This window comes from Microbacterium sp. MYb64 (assembly GCF_002979495.1).
GTDB lineage: Bacteria > Actinomycetota > Actinomycetes > Actinomycetales > Microbacteriaceae > Microbacterium > Microbacterium azadirachtae_A.
Genome location: NZ_PCOW01000011.1, coordinates 62,746 through 83,637, shown reverse-complemented (window position 1 = coordinate 83,637; position 20,892 = coordinate 62,746). Strand labels below are relative to the sequence as shown.

General features: G+C 70.9%; 22 protein-coding genes, 1 pseudogene and 1 riboswitch. Of the genes and pseudogenes, 10 read left to right on the top strand and 13 right to left on the bottom strand.

What is annotated here, in order from left to right; translation table 11 throughout:
- Positions 1-48 precede the first annotated feature (48 nt).
- Both CQ044_RS11445 and CQ044_RS19580 read left to right on the top strand, forming a co-directional pair.
- Entirely contained in the window at positions 49-822 is a 774-nt protein-coding gene (locus CQ044_RS11445) for an alpha/beta fold hydrolase (protein ID WP_105688585.1), read from the top strand.
- Positions 823-881: 59 nt separating this feature from the next.
- On the top strand, positions 882-1,043 hold the full coding sequence (locus tag CQ044_RS19580) for a hypothetical protein (protein ID WP_181158288.1): 162 nt from the start codon (positions 882-884) through the stop codon (positions 1,041-1,043).
- On the opposite strand, the gene CQ044_RS11440 is transcribed toward CQ044_RS19580, so the two are convergent.
- Positions 1,036-1,377: a YciI family protein gene (locus CQ044_RS11440; RefSeq protein ID WP_105688584.1), complete on the bottom strand. Its 342-nt coding sequence runs from the start codon at positions 1,375-1,377 to the stop codon at positions 1,036-1,038. The genes CQ044_RS19580 and CQ044_RS11440 overlap by 8 nt on opposite strands.
- 157 nt (positions 1,378-1,534) lie before the next feature.
- On the opposite strand from CQ044_RS11440, the gene CQ044_RS11435 reads away from it, so the two are divergent.
- The 4 genes and pseudogenes from CQ044_RS11435 to CQ044_RS11420 all read left to right on the top strand — a co-directional run bounded on the left by CQ044_RS11435 (position 1,535) and on the right by CQ044_RS11420 (position 4,197).
- The gene (locus CQ044_RS11435) at positions 1,535-2,110 is read left to right on the top strand and encodes an alpha/beta fold hydrolase (protein ID WP_258133275.1); all 576 of its coding nucleotides are present in this window, start codon (positions 1,535-1,537) and stop codon (positions 2,108-2,110) included.
- A pseudogene (locus CQ044_RS11430) lies at positions 2,110-2,664 on the top strand (isochorismatase family protein). The gene CQ044_RS11435 and the pseudogene CQ044_RS11430 overlap by 1 nt, the downstream one beginning before the upstream one ends.
- 43 nt (positions 2,665-2,707) lie before the next feature.
- The gene (locus CQ044_RS11425) at positions 2,708-3,532 is read left to right on the top strand and encodes an Fpg/Nei family DNA glycosylase (RefSeq protein ID WP_105688582.1); all 825 of its coding nucleotides are present in this window, start codon (positions 2,708-2,710) and stop codon (positions 3,530-3,532) included.
- A gap of 26 nt (positions 3,533-3,558) precedes the next feature.
- Positions 3,559-4,197, top strand: a complete 639-nt coding sequence (locus CQ044_RS11420; protein WP_105688629.1) for a DUF1345 domain-containing protein — start codon at positions 3,559-3,561, stop codon at positions 4,195-4,197.
- On the opposite strand, the gene CQ044_RS11415 is transcribed toward CQ044_RS11420, so the two are convergent.
- The 3 genes from CQ044_RS11415 to CQ044_RS11405 form a co-directional block, all read right to left on the bottom strand.
- Positions 4,181-4,768 carry a 1-acyl-sn-glycerol-3-phosphate acyltransferase gene (locus CQ044_RS11415; RefSeq protein WP_105688581.1) on the bottom strand — a complete coding sequence of 196 codons (588 nt, stop codon included), beginning with the start codon at positions 4,766-4,768 and terminating at the stop codon, positions 4,181-4,183. The two genes, CQ044_RS11420 and CQ044_RS11415, sit on opposite strands and share 17 nt — an antisense overlap.
- Positions 4,769-4,881: 113 nt before the next feature.
- Positions 4,882-5,181: a Fe-S cluster assembly protein HesB gene (locus CQ044_RS11410; protein ID WP_045272208.1), complete on the bottom strand. Its 300-nt coding sequence runs from the start codon at positions 5,179-5,181 to the stop codon at positions 4,882-4,884.
- A gap of 162 nt (positions 5,182-5,343) precedes the next feature.
- Positions 5,344-5,916 (bottom strand): carboxymuconolactone decarboxylase family protein, encoded by a 573-nt coding sequence (locus CQ044_RS11405; RefSeq protein WP_105688580.1) that lies wholly within the window; start codon positions 5,914-5,916, stop codon positions 5,344-5,346.
- A gap of 148 nt (positions 5,917-6,064) precedes the next feature.
- On the opposite strand from CQ044_RS11405, the gene CQ044_RS19575 reads away from it, so the two are divergent.
- Positions 6,065-6,238 (top strand): hypothetical protein, encoded by a 174-nt coding sequence (locus CQ044_RS19575; protein WP_181158287.1) that lies wholly within the window; start codon positions 6,065-6,067, stop codon positions 6,236-6,238.
- 168 nt (positions 6,239-6,406) lie between these two features.
- Here the strand turns inward: CQ044_RS19575 and CQ044_RS11400 are convergent, their stop codons facing one another.
- Positions 6,407-7,279: a hypothetical protein gene (locus CQ044_RS11400; RefSeq protein ID WP_146116781.1), complete on the bottom strand. Its 873-nt coding sequence runs from the start codon at positions 7,277-7,279 to the stop codon at positions 6,407-6,409.
- Between the two features lie 368 nt (positions 7,280-7,647).
- Positions 7,648-9,138, bottom strand: a complete 1,491-nt coding sequence (locus CQ044_RS11395; protein WP_105688578.1) for an MDR family MFS transporter — start codon at positions 9,136-9,138, stop codon at positions 7,648-7,650.
- A gap of 290 nt (positions 9,139-9,428) precedes the next feature.
- Between CQ044_RS11395 and CQ044_RS11390 the strand changes: the two genes are divergently transcribed.
- Positions 9,429-11,303, top strand: a complete 1,875-nt coding sequence (locus CQ044_RS11390) for an ABC transporter ATP-binding protein (RefSeq protein WP_181158286.1) — start codon at positions 9,429-9,431, stop codon at positions 11,301-11,303.
- 76 nt (positions 11,304-11,379) lie between these two features.
- Here the strand turns inward: CQ044_RS11390 and CQ044_RS11385 are convergent, their stop codons facing one another.
- The 7 genes from CQ044_RS11385 to CQ044_RS11355 all read right to left on the bottom strand — a co-directional run bounded on the left by CQ044_RS11385 (position 11,380) and on the right by CQ044_RS11355 (position 18,870).
- Positions 11,380-12,153, bottom strand: coding sequence for an SDR family NAD(P)-dependent oxidoreductase (locus CQ044_RS11385; protein WP_105688576.1), 774 nt, complete (start codon positions 12,151-12,153; stop codon positions 11,380-11,382).
- Positions 12,154-12,218: 65 nt separating this feature from the next.
- Positions 12,219-13,160 (bottom strand): glycosyltransferase family 2 protein, encoded by a 942-nt coding sequence (locus CQ044_RS11380; protein WP_105688575.1) that lies wholly within the window; start codon positions 13,158-13,160, stop codon positions 12,219-12,221.
- A gap of 9 nt (positions 13,161-13,169) precedes the next feature.
- Positions 13,170-14,351, bottom strand: a complete 1,182-nt coding sequence (locus CQ044_RS11375; RefSeq protein WP_105688574.1) for a cysteine desulfurase family protein — start codon at positions 14,349-14,351, stop codon at positions 13,170-13,172.
- Position 14,352: 1 nt separating this feature from the next.
- The gene (gene nadC / locus CQ044_RS11370) at positions 14,353-15,237 is read right to left on the bottom strand and encodes a carboxylating nicotinate-nucleotide diphosphorylase (RefSeq protein ID WP_105688573.1); all 885 of its coding nucleotides are present in this window, start codon (positions 15,235-15,237) and stop codon (positions 14,353-14,355) included.
- Positions 15,237-16,808 carry an L-aspartate oxidase gene (gene nadB, locus CQ044_RS11365; RefSeq protein WP_105688572.1) on the bottom strand — a complete coding sequence of 524 codons (1,572 nt, stop codon included), beginning with the start codon at positions 16,806-16,808 and terminating at the stop codon, positions 15,237-15,239. Before nadB ends, nadC begins: the two co-directional genes overlap by 1 nt.
- Positions 16,808-18,142 (bottom strand): quinolinate synthase NadA, encoded by a 1,335-nt coding sequence (gene nadA / locus CQ044_RS11360; RefSeq protein ID WP_105688571.1) that lies wholly within the window; start codon positions 18,140-18,142, stop codon positions 16,808-16,810. Before nadA ends, nadB begins: the two co-directional genes overlap by 1 nt.
- Positions 18,139-18,870: an NUDIX domain-containing protein gene (locus CQ044_RS11355; RefSeq protein WP_105688570.1), complete on the bottom strand. Its 732-nt coding sequence runs from the start codon at positions 18,868-18,870 to the stop codon at positions 18,139-18,141. The genes nadA and CQ044_RS11355 overlap by 4 nt, the downstream gene beginning before the upstream one ends.
- A 150-nt stretch (positions 18,871-19,020) precedes the next feature.
- Positions 19,021-19,114: riboswitch (glycine riboswitch) on the top strand.
- Positions 19,115-19,369: 255 nt separating this feature from the next.
- Here CQ044_RS11355 and gcvT point away from each other — a divergent pair.
- Positions 19,370-20,476 (top strand): glycine cleavage system aminomethyltransferase GcvT, encoded by a 1,107-nt coding sequence (gene gcvT, locus CQ044_RS11350; RefSeq protein WP_105688569.1) that lies wholly within the window; start codon positions 19,370-19,372, stop codon positions 20,474-20,476.
- Positions 20,473-20,850 (top strand): glycine cleavage system protein GcvH, encoded by a 378-nt coding sequence (gcvH, locus tag CQ044_RS11345; RefSeq protein ID WP_105688568.1) that lies wholly within the window; start codon positions 20,473-20,475, stop codon positions 20,848-20,850. Before gcvT ends, gcvH begins: the two co-directional genes overlap by 4 nt.
- Positions 20,851-20,892 lie beyond the last annotated feature (42 nt).

Below are 20,892 nucleotides of genomic sequence, written 5' to 3'. Positions count from 1 at the left end.
ATCGACGTGAGGGGTGCCTCGCCGGAACGGACGCACTACGTTGGGGCCGTGGAAGCGCGCACGGGCAAGACCACGGTGCACTACGTCGAGCACGGTTCGGGGCGACCGGCGGTGATCCTGCACGGCGCAGGCGTGGACCATCGCGAGTCGGAGGCCTGCTTCGAGGCCGCGTTCGCGGGCGCAACGGGGATCCGGCGGATCTATCCCGATCTGCCCGGGATGGGCCGCACCCCGGCACCCGCGGAGATCGGCAGCGCAGAGGACGTGCTGACCGTGCTCCGCGAGTTCGTGGAGCAGGTGAGCGGCGGCGAGCCGTCTTTGCTCGTCGGGCATTCGGCGGGCGCGCATTTCGCGCTGGCGATGGCCGAACGCCACCCCTCCCGGATCGCGGGACTCGCTCTGGTCTGTCCACTGCTGCCTGGCATCCGGGACGTGCCGGAGCATCGTGTGGTCGTCGGATCCGGCGATCTCGGCGACGAGGAGTTCCGGGGCTACTTCGTCGTGCAGACGCCCGCGATGCTGGAGCGCTACGAGCGGTTCGTCGTGCCCGGCATGGAGCTCGCGGATGAGGCGGCGATGGAGCGGATCGGCGAGCGCTGGGAACTTGCGCCGGGGAAGGGGGCGCCGTTCGACGGTCCGACCCTCGTCGTGGCGGGCCGGCTCGACTCGACGGTCGGATACACTGCCGCGCTCGATCTCGTGGATCGCTACCCGCATGCGACGGCGGCGGTGCTCGACGACACCGGCCACGCGCTTCCGCACGAGCGGCCCGCGCTGTTGCGGGCGCTGATCCAGGACTGGCTGGATCGGGTCTCGCGCTGAGCGCCCCCGCTCGTCGTGAGGCTCATAGGATGACGGTGTCGTCCAGAGGAGGCACGGCCATGTCCGATACTGATGCGCACTCCACGCCCCGGCATGTCCCGGAACCGGGTGAGCCCACGATCCCCGAGCTCGAGGAGGACGAGAACATCGCGCCTCGTCCGGAGGAGGAGATCGCGGATCTTCTCCGTGCCGAGCCCGATGAGGGGGAGCAGGTCAGCTGACCCGCCGGACCTCCTGCGGCCAACCGCATGCCTCGGCGATCCTGCCCGCCCACTCCTTCGCGGTGTCGTCGTCAGCGACGTCGATGATCGTGAGTCCCCCGATGCGCTGCTCGGCCGGGGCGAAGGGACCGGAGGTGAGGACTGTCGTTCCGCTGGTCGCGTCGGCCGTGAACGCGGCATCGTCGTCTTCGTGCACGCCTGCCGCGAAGACGAGTGCGCCGGCATCCCTGATGTCCGACACCACGGCATTGGCGAGCGGACCGCGCGCGGCGAACCACTCAGGGCTGTGATCGCCGACCCACTGCTGGTTGAAGTAGATGAGGTACTGAGTCATCGTCGCTCCTCGCATCGCCCGTGCGGTCACAGGCCGTCTCGCGATCGTACGCCCGGTGATGTCGCGCCTTCGAGCCTCGGCACGGAACCCGTGCGGCCCCTCTCGTCCAGATGATGGCCCCAGCGGAGGCCCCGGTGAGACTCGGTACGATATCTCGGTGACTACCGAGAACAACAGCATCTTCGAACCCGATGGCCGCGCGATCCCCTACATCGACGAGATGTCGGAGGGTGACGGACCCGTTCTGGTGCTCATCCCAGGTCGCGGCCTCGAAGGCGGAGCGCTGGGATCGGTCGCGCACATCCTCGCCGGTGAGGGGATCCGCGTGCTGCGGGTCGGCAACCGCAAGGACGACGACGCAACACTTGAGGACCGGGTGCAGGACGCGAGCGACGTCATGGACCACGTCGGCATCGGCGCGACCTGGATCGGCGGCCACGGCGTCGGCGGCACGGTCGCCCGCGCGCTCTCCGCGAAGCGCACCGACCGCGCCCTCGGCGTGCTGCTGCTGGGCGTCGAGGACGTCGACGTGCCGATCGCGCCTTCCGTGCCGATCCTGATCATCCAGGGATCCGCGGACGACGTCATGCCGACGGCGAACGGCGAGAAGCTTCGCGCCTCCGCCGTGGAGCGTGCCAGCCTCGTGACGATCGAGGGCGGCGGACACCTGTTCCCCGTGAGCGACCCCGTCGACACGGCGTTCGCCATCGAGGACTACCTGGCCTGGGACTGATGCCCGGCATGGTCGCGGGGTCGGAGGACCGCACCGTCCTCCTCGTGATCGACATGCAGGCGGGGGTGCTGCCGGGCTGCTTCGACGAACAAGGCGTGCTGTCGAGGACCGATACTCTCGTGCGTCGGGCACGCAGTGAAGGCGCCCCCGTGGTGTGGGTGCATCACGACCCGGTCGGCGTCGGCACCCCGGACTGGGAGCTCGCCGCACCGCTCGCCCGCGCCGACGGCGAGGCGCTCGTGCGCAAGAGCTAACGCGACGCGTTCGCGGACACCGACCTGCGGGCGGTGCTCGACGGATATGGCGCGACCCGACTGGTCGTCGCCGGCGCGCAGTCGGACTTCTGCGTGCGCACGACGACCCAGCGTGCGGCGGCGGAGGGCTACGACGTGACGCTCGTGCGCGACGCGCACACGACGGTCGACACGATCGCGGACGGCGTCCGGATCACGGGCGAGCAGATCGTCGCCCACACCAACATGTACTTCGCCGGGCTCCGCTATCCGGGACAGGAGTTCGCCGTCGCGCGGCACGACGAGGTCGCGCTCGCCTGATCGGCCTCGCGCGGATGTCCGACCCCGGTGCGAGGATGGGCGCATGCCCGAGTCTCCGGAGGTGCAGGCGCTGGTCGAATTCCTCGACGAGCGGATCCGCGGTCGCGCGATCGCCGATCTGGATGTCGGCGAGTTCCGCATCATCAAGACGCGGGATCGCCCCCCGGCGTCGCTGGTCGGTGCGCGCATCAGACGTCTGGAGCGCTTCGGCAAGCACGTCGGCTTCGATACCGACGCGGGGTGGCTGATGATCGGTTTCGGCCGCAACGGCTGGATCCGCTGGCACGCCCCGGAAGACCCGCCGAGTGAGGAGCCCGTGCCGGAGGTCGCGCGGATCACGCTCGACGACGGCGCCGTGATGCAGCTCGTGGACATGGGCGACTTCCTGGCGGTGACCGCCAACGTCGTCGACGCGCCCGCCGATGTCTCGGGCATCGCGGCGCTAGGGCCGGATCCGCTCGCGGAGGACTTCGATCGCGACGCCTTCGATCGCGCGCTCGGCACCCGGCGCAAACAGATCAAGGCGCTGCTGCAGGAGCAGACGTCGCTCGCGGGGATCGGCAACGCCTACTCCGATGAGATCCTGCACCGCGCGAAGATCTCGCCCGTGGTGCACGCCGCATTGCTCGACGGTGAGGAGCGGGAACGGCTTCACCACGCCACGGTCGACGTGCTGAGGGGCGCCCTCTCGGACCGCCGGGGGCTGCCGCCGGACCAGCTCAAGCAGGCCAAGGTCGCCGCGATGGCGGTGCACGGACGCGGCGGCGAAGCGTGCCCGGTCTGCGGCACGACGATCGTCGACCGCGTCTTCGGCGGTGCCTCGGCGCAGCTCTGCCCGCATTGCCAACCTGAACGCTCCGTGGCATGAGACGACCTCGGGGATAGCATTCGGTGGTGAGCGAGCTTCCCCTGCGACACCGTTGGCGTGTACGTGCGACGGTCGCGATCATCGTCGGCGTGGTGGTCGGCTTCGTCGTCACGCCGTTCCTCGGCCTCGCCGCGGGGATCCTCGCCGGGTGGGGCACGCTCGCCCTCGTCAGCGTCGTGTGGATCCTGCTGGTGGTGTGGCGGATGGACGCCGCGCAGACCCACGCGCACGCCACGGAGGAGGATCCGGGACGCGGCGCCGCCCGCGTGATCGCGCTGACCGGCAGCTTCGTCAGCATCGCGGCCGTGCTGGTCGTGGTGCTGCAGGCCCGGCACGCGGAGGGGTGGACCCAGTTCGCGCTCGCGGGGAGCGCCGTGCTCAGCGTCGCCGCCTCGTGGGGGCTGATCCAGACTGACTACATGCTGCGGTACGCGAAGCTCTACTACGACGGATCCGGCGGGATCGTCTTCAATCAGAAAGAGGATCCGGAGTACACCGACTTCGTCTACTTCTCGGTCGGGCTCGGGATGACCTATCAGGTGGCGGACACCAACGTCACGCGCAACGCGATCCGGCGCATCGTCATCGCACAGACCACGATCGCCTACGTGTTCGGCGCGCTGATCCTCGGCACGATCATCAACCTCGTCACGGGACTGGGGTGACCGCGGGGTTCTCCTCGCGCAGGCGCGGTTCGGTGCGGCGCTCGGGGCGCACGCCCGCCTTGTCCGCGTAGAACGCGCGGATCCGGTCCATGTCGGCCACGACATCGCCGGTGAGCTCGAATGTCGGTCCGAGTCCCGTCGTCATGGTGGTGCGGTCGACGAACCCGAGGGTCACCGGCATCCCCGTCTCCCGCGCGATGCGGTAGAAGCCGCTCTTCCAGTACTCGTTACCGCCGCGGGTGCCGTCGGGGGTCACCACCAGGCCGAACACGGCGCCGCCGTTCACTTGCGCGACGACCTCATCCACGACGCGGGACGGATCCGTCCGGTCCACCGGGATGCCGCCGAGGCGCCGCATGAGCGGGCCGCGCCAGCCGTGGAACAGGCTCTTCTTGCCGAGCCAGTGCACGTCGATGCCCAGCCGCCACGCGATGCCGAGCATGAGCACGAAGTCCCAGTTCGAGGTGTGCGGTGCGCCGATCAGCACCGTGGGACGCGTCGGTGCCGGTTCCGTCGCGAGCGTCCAGCGGCTGAGCGTCCAGAACGCGCGGGCGGCGAGGCGTTTGAGCATCCGTCCACGGTAGAGGGATCCGCATGCCGCACTCTGCATGAACCGGATAAGGGAACGGGCGCATGGCCGGACGGGAAGTCCTGGCCATGCGCCCGTTCTGGAGGTGCCGGGGGTCAGGCGACCTTCGGCATCAAGGAGAACGACACGGCGCCCTCCTCATTCACGTTCGCGTCGAGGACCTTGTCGTCCAGGACGATGGCGGCCTCCCCTTCCAGGAAGACCGGGGCGCCGGGCAGATCCAGGATCTGATCGTCAGGCTCCGGCGAGACGACCACGTCGGCGGCGAGGCGGGGTTCGCCCGCCTGTCCCGGCGTTTCGGCCGTGTGGATGCGCAGACCCGCCCCCTCCGTGTCGGTACGACGACGGACGAGCGTGGTGACCAGCGCAGTGGCGTTGTCGGTCAAGGTGAGCACGAGGCACTCCTTCCGGTTGCGGACATGCCGAGGTCACGGCATGTGTCCGGGCCACGATTCCCCTTCAGGACCGAGCTCTCAACCGCTGTGCGGCGATTCGGCCCGATTCGGAGGGTCTTCCCACCTAGGCGCGGCGTGGGCGGGGTGCTGGTGGCGCCGGCCTCATGCCGCAGCGGCTCGGAGCGCCGCGGCCGTCGTCGGATCTACCCCGGGCACCTCGTCCGTCGGCACGGCGAGGGCGAGCAGCGACCGGCTGAAGTAATTGCGCGCAGCGGCGGCGAGGGTGATGTCGACGATCTGGCGGTCGTCGTAGCCGGCATCCCGCAGCCGCTGCGTGTCGGCGTCGGTCATCGCGCGAGGATCCGTGGAGAGCGTCTCGGCATACCGGATCACGGCCTGTTCGGCGGGGGTGAATCCGCTGTCGTCGCCGCGCGCGAACGCGGCGAGTCCGTCATCGTTGAGCACTTCGGCCCGCAGCGACTTGCGCCCGTGGGCGAGCAGACAGTGCGGGGATCCGATGGCGCGGGCCGCGCCGAGCGTCGCCGCCTCGTACACGCGCACCCCGATGGACGGCACGATCGCCCGGATGAGTGCCATGAACGCTTCGTGCGCGGCGGGGTTCACCGCCATCGCCCGGGTGTAGGCGAAGATGAATCCCGCGTCCGCGATGTCTTCGGCGTACATGTCAGCGGTATGCCCTTCGGCCGTCTCGGCCGGGGGAGTGCTGATGATCATGGGAAGCTCCTTCGCATCCGCGTCGGGGCGTTCTCGCGGGCGGCGAAACCCCGGCGCACGAGCGCAGACTACGCCCGGCGCGGGCCCGGCGACATGGGGCGAACGCCTCAACGGCGCCCCCTGCCGCGCACGGGCGTAGCATCGAGGGATGACCACCGCAGCCGAATCCGAGCAGCAGACCTCCGCGGACGCCGAGCGCCCGACGAACGGTGCTGCTCCGGGCGTCGCTCCGGGCGGCCTGGCGCTGTTCCCGGGCCTCGATGCCACCGACGCCGGGCTGTGCATCGACGGCGTCTGCCGTCTCCCCGGCTCGAAGGCCTGACCGCCCCCTCGCAGCCCCGGCGCCGCCCCGCTTCGCCGCTCCCCGGCGCCGCCCTCCCTTCAGCGCTCCCACTTCAGAGTCGTCCCCGTCAGCGGGGCCTATGGGGTGCGCTCGTAGGGACGACTCGAAAGTGGGTGTTGGCCGTAGCTGGCACCGGGTGCGACGGCGTCAGGCGGCGCGGGGGACGCCGAGCAGCCGAAGGTCGTGGGCGATGGTCCCCGGGGCGTCCCGAAGCTCCCGCGCAGTGCAGCGGATCTGCACGCGGTCGTGCGCGGCGAGTGCTCGCTGGCGAGCGAGGTCGTCCTCCCAGTGCTCGACTTCCATGTGGAACGCTCCGTCGACCTCCAGCACCAGGGTTCGCCCATCGGGCAGCAGCCATTCGCAGTCGGTGAACCGGATCCGACCGCGCGCGTCCCGACGCTTGGTCTGCTGCCGGGGTGCGCACAGCCCGTACTCGCGACACATCCGCAGCACGTCGAGCTCCGCAACCGACTGGGATCCGTCGGCGATTTCGCCCAACGTCTGACGGAACATCCGCGCCCACCGCAGGGGTCGCATCCGATCGACCCATTCGTGCAGCAGCTCCGGCGTCGTGAGTCCCTGCTGCACGGCCGCCGCGACCACTCCCTCGGCCGTACGCATTGAGGGCTGATATGCCGCGAAGTGGAGCAGGGCGGGTTCGAGTCGGCAGACGGGCAGGTCGAGGTCGGGTCGTCTCATCCTTCTCAGGGGGCGCCGCGTCTCGACGAAGCGGATCCCTTCCAGCGGCGGTCCAAGTTCACGGCCTTGCGGGACCAGCACGGTGACCTCATCGCGATGCCAGTTGCGCAGCCCGCCGAGCTCCGCCGCCGTGAGGTCGCCGATGAGGGCGGCCCCACCGGCGTGCAGGACGCCGAGCCGCATGAGCTGGGCTCGGGTGAGCTCGCCGGTCGTCGTGCCTATCACGAGCGACGATCGTGCGACCCAGCGGTCCGTCGAGATCCGATGCCGGATCATGCCCCGGGTCACCCCGAACCCCAGCAGTTGAGCCCGGGTGATCAACCCCTGTTGTGTGCGTGCGACCTCGCGCCATCCCATGCCACGCAAGCGTGCCGCATGACGGCGAGTCGGCGCGGAAACTATCCACAACCCACCGATTCGTCCCTGTCAGCGGAGCCCATAGCGTGCGCTCATGGGGACGACTCGGAACCGTGCTGCCCAACCACCAAGTCGTCCCCGCCAGCGGGACCTATGGCGTGCGCTGATGGGGACGACTCGGACTGGCGGCGCACCGCCTCACTCGGACCAAGGCGCCGCAACTTCGGAAATACGCTGCTACAACCACCGAGTCGTCCTCGCCAGCGGAGCCCATGGCGTGCGCTGGCGGGGACGACTCGGATCAGAGTGGAGCTGCGAGGAACCGACCGGGGTCAGTGCATCGCGGGGGCGGAGCCCTCGGCGGAACCTGCCTCGTCCGGCTGGTCCTCGGGCTTGCGGATGATGAATGCACCGAGGATCGTCACTGTCGCGATGACGGCGCCGATCACGAACGTGCTGCGCGAACCGGCCGCGACGGCATCGGGCACCTCGGTGCCGCCGTTCGCGTTCACGATGAGCGTGAACACCGCGATCATCACCGCGATGCCGGCCGCACCCGCCACCTGCTGCACGGTGCCGATGACCGCACTGCCGTAGGAGTAGAACTTCGGCTTGAGCGACGCCAGCGATGCGGTGAACAGCGGGGTGAACGACAGGGCGAGCCCGATCGACAGCAGCGTCTGCGCCACCAGCACGATCCACACCGGGGTCGTGGTGGCGAGCGTCGTGTAGAACCACAGCGCCGCGGCGGTGAGGATCGAGCCGGGGATCAGCAGCACCTTGGTGCCCCGGGAGTCGTAGATCCGCCCGATCACCGGGCCGAGCAGACCCATCGCGAGCGCCCCGGGCAGCAGCACGAGCCCCGCCTCCGTGGTCTCCAGGCCGAGCGCCTTCTGCAGGAACAGCGGGATCACCGTGAGCGTGCCGAAGAACGCGAGCGACAGCAGGAACATCTGCACCATCGACAGGGTGAAGTCGCGCGAGGCGAACACGCGCAGGTCGAGCAGTGCGTCGTCCTTGCGCTGCAGGATGACCTGCCGCCACAGGAACGCGACGAGCCCCACCACCCCGACGATCAGCGAGATCACCAGGGGAGCGGCGGTTCCGCCGCCGCCGGCCAGGGCGCCGATCTGGCTGAGGCCGAACACGAGACCGCCGAAGCCGAACGCGCTCAGCACGATCGAGAGCACGTCGAGGGGCGCGTTGGTGCGCTCGCCGACGTTGGTCAGGAAACGCCAGCCGATCAGCATCGCGACCAGCGCGATGGGCAGCACGACCACGAAGATCGCGCGCCAGCTGAAGTGATCGAGCAGGAAGCCCGACAGCGTGGGCCCGATCGCGGGCGCGAGCGAGATGACGATGCTGACGCGCCCCATCATCCGGCCGCGGCTCGCCGAGGGGACCAGGTTCATCAGCGTCGTCATGAGCAGCGGCATCATGATCGCCGTGCCGGAGGCCTGAACGACGCGCGCGATGAGCAGCACGGTGAAACCGGGTGCGAGCGCCGCGATCAGCGTTCCCACGGAGAACAGCGCCAGGGCGCCGAGGAACATCTGCCGCGTCGTGAAGCGCTGCAGTAGGAAGCCGGTCGTGGGGATCACGACCGCCATGGTCAGCATGAACGCGCTCGTCACCCACTGCGCGGCGAGGGGCGTGATCTTGAGATCGTCGATGAGGTGCGGGATCGCCATGCTCATCGTCGTCTCGTTGAGGATCGCGACGAAGGCGGCGGCGAGGAGCACCCAGATGACCGCCATGTCTCGGCGGGGGATGAGAGAGGATCCTGCGCTCGTGGGCACGGAATCGGTGTGTGTAGCAGACATGCGCTCCTCCGGGAAAGCGTTTCGAGGGGGAAGCTGCGCGGAACGGCGAGCGACTCCCAGGCTAACCACAGGGTCGGACATTCCATTCCCGGATCGGCTCCGCAGACGCCCGCGCTGCCGAGAGCAGCGTCCGGCCGCGGGCGTTGCGCCCTGAGCGTACGCGTCCGGCGGGTGCGCCGCGACGTCCCCGCTCGGACATACGCTTGCCCCGAAGCAGAGAACGGCAGGTGCCGACGGCGCGGGCGTCCGGCGGCGGTCAGGGGTGTGGGCGGATGAGCATGATGGCCAGGATGGGCGGCGTGCGAGGCGGCCGCCCCGTGGACGAGGCGGCGCAGCGCAAGCAGAACGCGGACGCGCCCCGCATCCCCGACCTCGGGCGTAGGGTCGTGGGGCTGTTCCGGCCGTACCGGAACCGGATCCTGATGACGGTCCTGCTCGTCATCGTCGGAGCCGCGCTCGGCGTCATCCCGCCGCTCCTGGTGCAGAAGGTCTTCGACGACGCGCTGTTCCCGCACAGCGGCGGCGGACCTCAGCTCGACCTGCTGGTGGTCCTGGTCGTCTCGATGATCGGCCTGTATCTGCTCTCGTCCGGACTGGGCGTCGTGCAGACCTGGCTCACCTCGACCGTCGGCAACAGCGTCACGGGCGATCTGCGCGTGCGACTTTTCGAGCACCTGCAGTCGATGGAGCTGGGCTTCTTCACCCGCACGAAGACGGGGGTCATCCAGTCCCGTCTGCAGAACGACGTCGGCGGCGTCTCCGGCGTGCTCACGAGCACGGTCACGAGCATCCTCGGCAACACCGTCACGGTGATCGCCTCGCTCGTCGCGATGATCCTGCTGGACTGGCGGCTGACCATCATCGCCGTGTGCGTCATGCCGATCCTGGTGCTCGTGCAGCGCCGGGTCGGGCAGGTGCGCGCGCGGATCGCCGGACAGACGCAGGAGTCGCTGTCCGAGCTCACCTCCATCACGCAGGAGACGCTGAGCGTGTCGGGGATCCTGCTGTCCAAGTCGTTCAACCGCCAGCGCTCCGAGTCCGCCCGCTATCAGGCGCAGAACCGCACCCAGATCCGTCTGCAGGTGCGCACCGCGATGAGCGGGCAGGGCTTCTTCGCCGTGGTGTCGGTGCTGATGTCGAGCGTCCCCGCGATCATCTATCTCGTCGCCGGATTCCTCGTCGCCGGCGGCACCGGAACGATCACCGCCGGTGCCATCGTGGCCTTCACGACCGTGCAGGCGCGCCTGCTCATGCCGCTGATCGGGCTCATGCGCGTCGCGCTGGACGTGCAGACGTCGCAGGCGCTGTTCGCGCGCATCTTCGAGTACCTCGACCTGGTGCCCCAGATCCAGGACGCGCCGGATGCGAAGTCCGCGACCGCCGCGCCCGGCCCGCGCGGACGCCTCGAGTTCCGCGACGTGCGGTTCCGCTACCCTGACGCGTCCTCCGCCGGCCGCGACACCCTGCAGGGGATCTCGTTCACGGCCGAGCCGGGACAGCACGTGGCCTTCGTCGGCCCCTCCGGCGCGGGCAAGACGACGATCCTCTACCTCGCGCCACGGCTCTACGAGGCGTCAGAGGGTGCGGTGCTCTTCGACGGCGCCGACGTGCGCGACCTCACGCAGGAGTCGATCATCGACGAGATCGGGATCGTGTCTCAGGAGACCTACCTGTTCCACGCCACGATCCGGGAGAACCTCGTCTACTCGAAACCGGATGCGACCGACGAGGAGCTCGTCGCGGCGTGCACGGCCGCCAACATCCACCATGTGATCGCCTCCTTCGAGGACGGCTACGACACCGTGGTGGGGGAGCGCGGCTACCGGCTCTCGGGCGGCGAGAAGCAGCGCATCGCGATCGCGCGGGTGCTGCTGAAGGATCCGCCCGTGCTGCTGCTGGACGAGGCGACGTCCGCGCTCGACACCGTCTCCGAGCGGGTGGTCCAGGAGGCGCTGGACGAGGCGGCCAAGGGGCGCACCACGCTCACGATCGCGCACCGGCTCTCCACGGTGATCGGCGCGGACGTCATCCACGTCGTGCAGGAGGGGCGGATCGTCGAATCGGGCACGCACGCCGAGCTGCTCGCGCAGGGCGGGCTCTACGCCGACCTGGCGGCGCAGCAGGTGGCCGCGGCCCGGATCGACGACGACATCCGCTCGGCCTGATCGCACCGAGGCGGGAGGCACGAGGCACGAGACGCGAGACGGCCCCGGCGCCCGCGAGCGCCGGAGCCGGGCGCGCTCAGTGCGCGCTCAGCCCGCCGTCGACGAAGAGCGAGTGCCCCGTGACGTAAGCGGATCCGGCGCCGGCGAGGAACACGGCGGCAGCGGCGAAGTCGGAGGGCAGCCCGTTGCGGCCGATCATCGTGCGGGCGGCGAGCGCCGCGATCTGCTGCGGATCCTCCTGCAGCCGGGCGTTGAGCGGCGTCAGCACGAATCCGGGGACGAGCGTGTTGCTGGTGACCCCTGAACCGCCCCACGCCTCGGCCTCGGAGCGCATCAGGGACTCGATCGCACCCTTCGACACGCCGTAGATCCCGCTGCCCACGAACGCCCGGTGCGCCTGCTGCGAGCTGATGTGGATGAGCCGGCCGTAGCCGCGCTCCGCCATGCCTGTCGCGTACCTCTGTCCGAGCAGGAACGGGGCGAGCGTGTTCACGGTCATCGTGGCGTCCCAGTCGGACTCCGTGATGTCCGCGAAGGCGGGGCGGATGTTGATGCCGGCCGAGTTCACGAGGATGTCGGGCTCGCCGAACGGCAGGGCCGCCGCCTCGCCCGCCGCACGGATCCCGTCACGGGTGCCGAGGTCGCCGACGACGCCGGCGGCGCGGCAGCCGGCGTCCGTGAGCTCGCGCACGGTCTCCTCGATCCGCTCGGCACCGCGCGCGACGATCACCGTGGCGGCGCCGGCGCGGGCGAGTGCGGTCGCGATGCCGCGGCCGATGCCGGAGCTGCCGCCGGTGACCACGGCGGTGCGACCGTCGAGGGAGAAGAGTTCGGAGAGGTAGTCGTTCATGGTCGTCCTGATTCCGGGCGGCTCGATGCGCGCGGGCGCGCCGGCCGTCCTGGCAGTGGCCGCGGCTACCAGTGCAGCGCGGCGGCGAGGGTGTGATCCACGCGGGCGTCGGCGAACTCGGGGAGTGCCTCGAGCTCTTCGAGGAACGCTCGGACCGCCGCGGGATACGCGGGGTCGGGGTGGGTGCCGGCGATCTCCTGGAGCGGCGGCACGTCCATCGCGAGGATGAGGTCGAGCCTAGCGGCCACCGCGGCGCGCGCGCCCGCCTGATGCAGCACCTCGATGCCGCCGCGCAGCGCCGCGAGGTAGTCGCGCAGCACGCGGACGCGGTGCTTCCCCTGTGTGATCGAGGTGCCGTTCTCGCGCAGTCGCCACTTCACCACCACATCGGGGATGACGTCGAAGGCGCGTGCGGTCGTGTACATCCGCTGCGCCACGACCTGGTCCTCGTACGCGACGCCCTCCGGGAACCGGAGATCGTGCCAGAACGCCGTGCGGCTCACCTTCGACCACGCCACGATGTTCGCCGATGCCGCCGGATGCGCGTAGATCGTGGTCCGGAGGCGCTCCGGATCCGTCGCCGCGGCGACCCATGGCTGCACGCGTCCGGCCGCGTACCCCCGGCCGTCCCAGCGGGAGCGCACGTAGGCGCCCGTCACGAAGTCGCTGCCGGTGGCGGCGAGAGTGCCGGTCATCCGCTCGAGAGCCGTCGGGGCGAGCTCGTCGTCGCCGTCGAGGAAGCCGAGGTACTCGGTGTCGACCAGATCGAGGGCGGCATTGCGCGCAGCTCCGAGGCCCCGCGAACGCTCGTGACGCAGGAGGGTGAACCGGGGATCCTCGCGCGTCGCGGCCTCGAAGATCCGGCCGGTGTCGTCCCGCGAGCCGTCGTCGACGAGGATCGCCCGCCAGGAGTTGTCAGTCTGCGCGCGCAGTGAATCGAGGGCGGCAGGGGCGAAGTCGGCGATGTCGCGACCGGGCACGATCACGGTCACGAGCGGAGCGGGCACCTCGCCAGTCTAGGAGCGCACGGCGGCCACGGCGTCGGCGACGAGTCCTGCGAGCCGATCGGGCCCGTCGCCGGGAAGCCCCGCGCGGCCGAGCGTGAAGCGCACCGCGGTCTGCGCGACGACGGGGTCGATCCCGCAGGCCAGCAGCACGTGGGAGGGCTCGTCGCTGCCAGCCGCGCACGCCGATCCACTGGACGACACCACGCCGCGCCGCTCCAGTTCGAGCAGCACGGCTTCACCCGAGACCTCGGCGAACGTGAAGCTCGCGGTGCCGGGCAGTCGCTGCTCCGGGTCGCCGGTCAGGCGCGCAGAGGGCACCGCCGCGAGGATGCCGGCGATGAGTCGCGCGGACTGCGCGCCCACGCGGACGGCGGTTTCGGCGCGTTCGCCTTCGGCCAGATCGAGCGCTGTGGCGAGGGCCACGGCTCCGGCCACGTTCTCGGTGCCGGAGCGTCGTCCGCGCTCCTGTCCTCCGCCGTGCACGAGGGGCTCGAGCGGCACGCGTCCGCGCACGGCGAGCGCGCCGATGCCCTTGGGAGCGCCCAGCTTGTGGCCGGCGATCGCGATCGCGTCGGCGCCGAGGCCCGACAGCGCCAGCCAGCCCGCGGACTGCACGGCGTCCACATGCAGCGGCACGCCCCGCGCCGCGACGGCCGTGGCGATGCCCGCGACGTCCTGGATCGTGCCGATCTCGTTGTTCGCATGACCGATCGCGACCAGCGCGGTGTCATCGCGGATCGACGCGGCGACAGCGGCCGGATCCACCCGTCCTCGGCCGTCGACGGGAACCAGGGTCGCCGCCACGCCGTGGAAGCGCGCGAGGTATGCGACCGACTCCAGGATCGACTCGTGCTCGATCGGCGTCGTGATCACGTGCCGCCGGCCTCGGCCGCCCCTCGTCTCGTCGCTGCGCTCCTCGCCCGGGAACCGTGCGGCCAGCACGATGCCCTTGACCGCGAGGTTGTTCGCCTCGGTGCCCCCGGCGGTGAAGACCACATCGCCCGTGCGCATCCCGAGCACGCGGGCCACCCGTGCTCGGGCGTCCTCCAGCGCCGCGCTCGCCGCCTCGCCCACGGTGTGGTGGCTGGACGGGTTCCCGAACGTCCGAGTCAGGAACGGGGCCATCGCCTCGAGCACCTCGGGCCGCACGGGCGAGGTCGCGGCGTGATCGAGGTAGAGCGGACCGGTCATCTCAGTCGTTCCGCGGACCGGCGTCGATCCGCACATCGAGGCCGAGGTCGAGAGCCCGCGCGGAGTGGGTGAGGGCGCCCACCGAGATCACGTCGACGCCGGTTCCCGCGATCGCGCGCACGGTGTCGAGGTTCACGCCGCCCGAGGCCTCCGCGGTCGCGCGGCCGTCGATCAGCGCGACGCCGGTGCGCAGATCCTCGAGGGAGAAGTTGTCCAGCAGCACGGTGTGCGCGCCGCCCTCCAGGACCGCAGGGATCTGGTCGAGCCGGTCCACCTCGACCACGACGTGGGTGGTGTGCGGCAGCGTCTCGATCGCGTTGCGCAGCGCGGTGGCGAGATCGCGTCCGCCGCGACTCAGCACGGCGAGGTGGTTGTCCTTGGCCATCACGGCATCGGACAGCGAGAACCGGTGGTTGCGCCCGCCGCCGGCGAGCACGGCGTGCCGCTCGAACGCGCGCAGGCCGGGGGTGGTCTTGCGGGTGTCCGCGATGCGCACCCGCTTGCCGTCGGGGCCGGCGCCCTCGACCGCGGCGACGTAGGCGGCGGTCAGCGTCGCGATGCCGCTGAGGCGCTGCGTGAAGTTCAGCGCCACGCGCTCGGCCGTGAGCAGGCTGCGGGCGGATCCGGTGACGGTCGCGAGCACGTCGCCGGCCGCGAAGGCGTCGCCGTCCGCGACGTGCAGGTCGACGACGGTCGCCGGATCCGTGAGCATGAACGCTTCGGCGAAGACGTCGCCGCCGGCCAGCACGCCGGGCTCGCGCGCGACGAGGTCGGCGGTCGCCGTCGCGTCGGCGGGCAGCAGCGCCGTGCTCGTCAGATCGCCCCACGGGGCATCCTCTTCGAGGGCGGCGCCGACGACGCGGGTGAGGAGAGCGGAAGTGAGCATCAGACTCCGATCAGGGCGGGGGCCGGATCCGAGACGGAGACCGGATGAGAAGAGGCGAGGAGGTGGTGCGCGCCGACCGAGACGGGTCGCGCGAGCGCGGCGTCGATCATCGCCTCGGCGACCTGGAGCAGATTGCGGTCCTCGACCGCGGTACGGGTCAGATCCTCCGACGGCCGCCAGGAGCGCACGGTCGCCCGCGCCTGCTCCAGGCCCTCGACGGAGCGCAGGGGGCCGACGAGATCCCACATCAGGTCCTGCAGAGCGGTGCGGGAGAACGGATCCGATGCGGCGGCCCGATCGGCATCGCCGGCCAGGGGCGTCCGCTCCGCGACGTCGGCGACGCCGCGGGGCCCCGGTGCGGCCGTTCCCAGCGCCGCCGCGGCGCGCGCGCCGAACACGGCTCCCTCCAGCAGTGAGTTCGAGGCGAGCCGGTTGGCGCCGTGCACGCCCGTCCGCGCGGTCTCGCCGACCGCGTAGAGCCCGGGCAGCGTGGTGCGGCCATCCGCGTCGGTGACCACGCCGCCCATCAGGTAGTGCGCGGCGGGCGTGACCGGGATGGGCTCTCGGGCCCAGTCGAAGCCGCGCTCCCGCGTCACCCGGTCGATCGTGGGGAAGCGCCGGGCGAGACGTTCCGCGCCCAGCGCCGTCGCGTCGAGACGCACCGGATGGCCCTGTTCCCGGGCGCGGCGCACGACGGCCCGCGTCACCACGTCGCGCGGGGCGAGCTCGCCATCGGGGTGGGCGTCGAACGCGAAGCGCGCTCCGTCGTCGTCGATGAGCGTCGCCCCCTCTCCACGCACCGCCTCGGAGATCAGGAACGCCGGTCCCGGTGCGGCGAGGATCGTGGGGTGGAACTGCATGAACTCCAGGTCGGCGACGGCGGCGCCCGCGCGCAGGGCGGCCGCGATGCCGTCGCCCGTGCAGACCGCAGGGGCCGTGGTGTGCCGGAACAGCCGGCCCGCACCGCCCGTCGCGAGGATCACGGCGTCCGCCGAGACCTCCGCGATCCGTCCGGCGGCGAGGAGACGCGCTCCGCGCACCCCCGTGTCCTCGACGATCAGATCCACGAGCATCGTGTGCTCGCGCACCGCGATGCCCGCATCCCGCACGGCGCGCACGAGCGCGGCGGAGATCGCCGCTCCCGTCGCGTCGCCGCCGGCGTGCGCGATCCGCGCCGCGGAGTGCGCGGCCTCGAGCCCGCGCAGGAGCCGCCCCTGAGAGTCGCGATCGAAGGGCACGCCCCGGGCGACCAGCTCGCCGATCCGTGCCGGCGCCTCGCCCACGAGCACGTCGACCACCGCGGGATCCGAGAGGCCGGCCCCGGCGGCGAGCGTGTCCGCGGCGTGCGCGGCGGGGGAGTCGGCCACGCCGTCGGCGTCCACGCCGTACACCCCGGCGATGCCTCCCTGGGCGAGCGCGGTCGCGCCGTCGCCGAGGGCGTCCTTCACCACGACCTCGACGCGGTGCCCGGCCTCGTGCGCGTGCAGCGCCGCGGTGAGGCCAGCGATCCCGCCGCCGATCACGAGCACGTGCAGCGCCTCGGCGGCGCCGCGCTCGCGGGAGGCCGGCATCAGGCCACCGCCACCGGAGGGCGCGCCGCCAGCATGCGCTCGAGTGCGACCCGCGCAGGGTCCGCCACGTCCGCGGGCACCGTGATCCGGTTCGGGGTGCGCCCTGCCACGAGTTCCTCGAGCACCCAGGCGAGGTAGCCAGGGTGGATCCGGTACATGGTCGAGCACGGGCAGACCACGGGATCCAGGCAGAAGATCTCGTGCTGCGGATACTCCGCCGCGAGCCGTCGGACGAGGTTGATCTCGGTGCCGACCGCGAAGGTCGTCGGCTCTGTCGCGGCGGCGATGGCCTTGCGGATGAAGTCGGTGGAGCCGGCCTCGTCCGCGGCGTCCACGACCTCCATCGGGCACTCGGGGTGCACGATCACGCGCACGCCGGGGTGCTCGGCGCGTGCCTGGTCGATCTGGGCGACCGTGAAGCGGCGGTGCACCGAGCAGAAGCCGTGCCAGAGGATGACGCGGGAGTCCTGCAGCTCGTCCGCGGTGGACCCGCCGAGGGGGCGGCGCGGGTTCCACATCGGCATCTGCGCGAGCGGAACGCCCATCGCCTTCGCCGTGTTGCGGCCGAGGTGCTGGTCCGGGAAGAACAGCACTCGGCGTCCGCGGGCGAACGCCCACTCCAGCACGGTCCGGGCGTTCGAGGACGTGCACACGATGCCGCCGTGCCGGCCCACGAAACCCTTGATGGCGGCCGAGGAGTTCATGTAGGTGACCGGGATCACGGGTACGAGCCCGTCGGCATCCGGCTCGTCGAGCGGGCCGAGGACATCGGCGAGCTGCTCCCAGCAGTCCTCGACCTGGTCGATGTCGGCCATGTCCGCCATCGAACAGCCCGCGGCGAGGTTCGGCAGGATCACGGCCTGGTCCTCCCCGGAGAGCAGATCCGCCGTCTCGGCCATGAAGTGTACGCCGCAGAAGACGATGGCCTCCGCGTCAGGGTGCTGCTTCGCGAAGCCCGCGAGTTGGAACGAGTCGCCCACGTGATCGGCGTGCCGCACGACCTCCTCGCGCTGATAGAAGTGGCCGAGCACCACGACGCGCTCGCCGAGGGTCGCCTTGGCCGTGCGGATCCGGTCGTGCAGCTCGTCCTCGTCCGCCTCTCGGTAGGAGGAGGGGAGCTCTCCCTGGCGGGGCGCGCCGGTGGGGATCACGTCGCCCATGGAGGATCCGGGGCCGTAGCCGGGGATCGTGTCGAAGTTCCACGGACCCGCGGCGAGGTCGGTCGTGCAGGTCGACTCGGTGGAGGCTCCCGTGACGATCAGGCGCAGTGCGTGGTCGACGGACGGATCGATCGGGTTCGGTCCCTGAGCCTGTCGAAGGGAGGTGATGCTCATGAGGTCCTCGTCTCGTCGGGGGCGAGCGGGCCGCGATCGGCGAGCTCGACGTCGGTGGCATCGCGGTACAGCCGGGCCGGCCGATGGCTGCCCGTGCGGAACGCGTTGGTGGGGATCAGGGTCCGCGTCGCGTCGACCTGGCGGCGGAAGTTCGCGGGATCCAGCTTGCGACCGAGGATCGTCTCGTACGCCTCGCGCAGGTCGGCCAGCGTGAACTCCGGGGGCAGGAACCCCTGTGCCACGCGGCTGTATCCGGCTTTGTTGCGCAGTCGCCATGCCGCGTACTCGACGATGCGCGCGTGATCGAAGGCGAGTGCGGGCAGATCGGAGGCGTCGAACCACTCGACGTTCTCGATCTCCACGCCGGCAGCCCGGCGCTCCGCCAGCTGCTGGTCGACGAGATCCTCGCGCAGCAGCGCCCAGTACACGACCGAGATCACCCGGCTGGGGGAGCGGTCCACGGCGCCGAACGCGTACAGCTGCTCGAGGTAACTGGGCGCGAGGCCCGTGGTCTCGGCGAGCGTACGCGCGGCCGCTGCCGCGAGACCCTCGCGCACGTCGAGCCAGCCACCCGGGAGCGCCCAGTCGCCGGCATGCGGGGCGCGCGTGCGGCGCACCAGAGGCAGGGCGATGCGCGGGGCGGCGCCGCCGTCGCGGCGCATCGTGAGGATCACCGTCGAGACGGCGACGCGGATGCCGTCCTCGGATCCTTCGCTTCTGGTCACCATGACTTTAACCTCCGGGGTCCGATCTTAGAGTCATTCCGACCAGAAGGCGAGTCCATGACGTCATGAAGTGCGGACGCAGGTCTTCGCGGTGCTGCCGCGGCAGGCCCTCGTCGCGATAGGATGAGCGCGCACAATTGAACACGTGGCCACATGGTCTGTGCGGGAGAGTCCGGTGATCGTGGCCGGACACCGAAGGAGCAAGCCTCCCCGCCAATCTCTCAGGTAACCGCACCGCGCTGACCCGGCCGCTCTGGAAAGTGATTTCGAGCGAAGCAAGAAATCAGGTTGAGCGAAGACGCCGAAGGCGCCCGAGCCGAAACCCCGGTGACCAGACCCTCGCGGATCTCCACCTCTTCTTGCTTCAGGACGAATCCGCCGACGGTGAAAGCCCAGCGCCCCCCTCGAGGAGCCAGGGCGAAGCTCTCAGGCCAATGACAGAGGGGGAGTTCTCGGATCCGCGCGCCGCGCGGGTTCTCACCGATCCGCACGGGAGAGCTCCATGACAGACCCCCGCTACACCCCGCTCCGGGAGCGCCACGAGGCGCTGGGAGCCTCGTTCACCGACTTCGGCGGCTGGCAGATGCCGGTCCGCTACACGTCCGACCTCGCCGAGCACCACGCGGTGCGCGCGAGCGCGGGCATCTTCGACATCTCGCACATGGCGGAGTTCACGATCATCGGCGCCGGCGCGGGGGAGTACCTCGACTACGCACTGGCCGGCCGGCTGTCCGCGCTCGCGGTGGGCAAGGCGAAGTACTCGCTGCTGCTCGCCGAGGACGGCGGGATCATCGACGACGTCATCGTCTACCGTCTCGGCGACGACGACTTCCTGATCATCAGCAACGCGGGCAACCGCGACGCCGTGCGCGAGGCGCTCCTGACCCGCACGACGGACCGCGAGGTCGCCGTCGAGGACGTCTCCGACGACTACGCCCTCATCGCGGTGCAGGGACCGAACGCCGAGGCGATCCTCGCCGGCACCCCCGGCATCGACGATGTCTCGATCCCCTGGGCGGAGCAGAAGTACTACGCCTGGGCGACCGCGGTCTACAACGGCAAGCCGCTGCTGCTCGCGCGCACGGGCTACACGGGCGAGGACGGCTTCGAGCTCCTCGTCGCCGCAGAGGATGCCGCCGCGCTCTGGGATGCGGTCGTCGCCGCCGGCGCGGAGCACGGGCTCGTCCCCGCGGGGCTCGCCGCGCGCGACACGCTGCGCCTCGAGGCCGGCATGCCGCTCTACGGCCACGAGCTGAACCGTGAGACGAAGCCCGCCCAGGCCGGGCTCGGCCGCGTCGTCGTCTCCGACAAGGAGAGCTTCGTCGGCAAGAGCGGCACCACTCCCGCCGAGGGCGCGCGCGTTCTCGTCGGTCTGGCTGCAGAGGGCCGCCGTGCCGGTCGCGCCGAGTACGCGGTCGTGACCGAGGACGGTGCGGTGATCGGCGAGATCACCAGCGGCGCCCTGAGCCCCACGCTCGGCCACCCCATCGCCATGGCCTTCGTCGACCCCGCGGTCGCCGACGGCTCCGTCCCCCTGTTCCTCGATGTCCGGGGAACGAAGATCCCCGCGACCATCACCGCCCTGCCTTTCTACCGGAGGAAGAAATGACCGATCTGAACACCCTGCGCTACAGCGAAGAGCACGAGTGGGTCGCCGTGGACGGCGAGTCCGCGACCATCGGCATCACCGACTTCGCCGCCGACGCCCTCGGCGACATCGTCTTCGTCGAACTGCCCGCCGTCGGCACCTCGTTCAGCCGCGGCGACGTCTTCGGCGAGGCCGAGTCGACCAAGTCGGTCTCCGAGCTCTACGCGCCGGTCGACGGCACGGTCCTCGAGATCAACGACGCCGTCATCGACGACCCGTCGCTCGTCAACTCCGCCCCGTTCGAGGGTGGCTGGCTGATCAAGATCTCGGTCGCGGCGGGAGCCGTCGACGGTCTCCTCGACCGCGACGCCTACGTCGCCCACACGGAGGGCTGAGAGTGACCGCGTTCCTCGACCGTCACATCGGCACCACCGCCG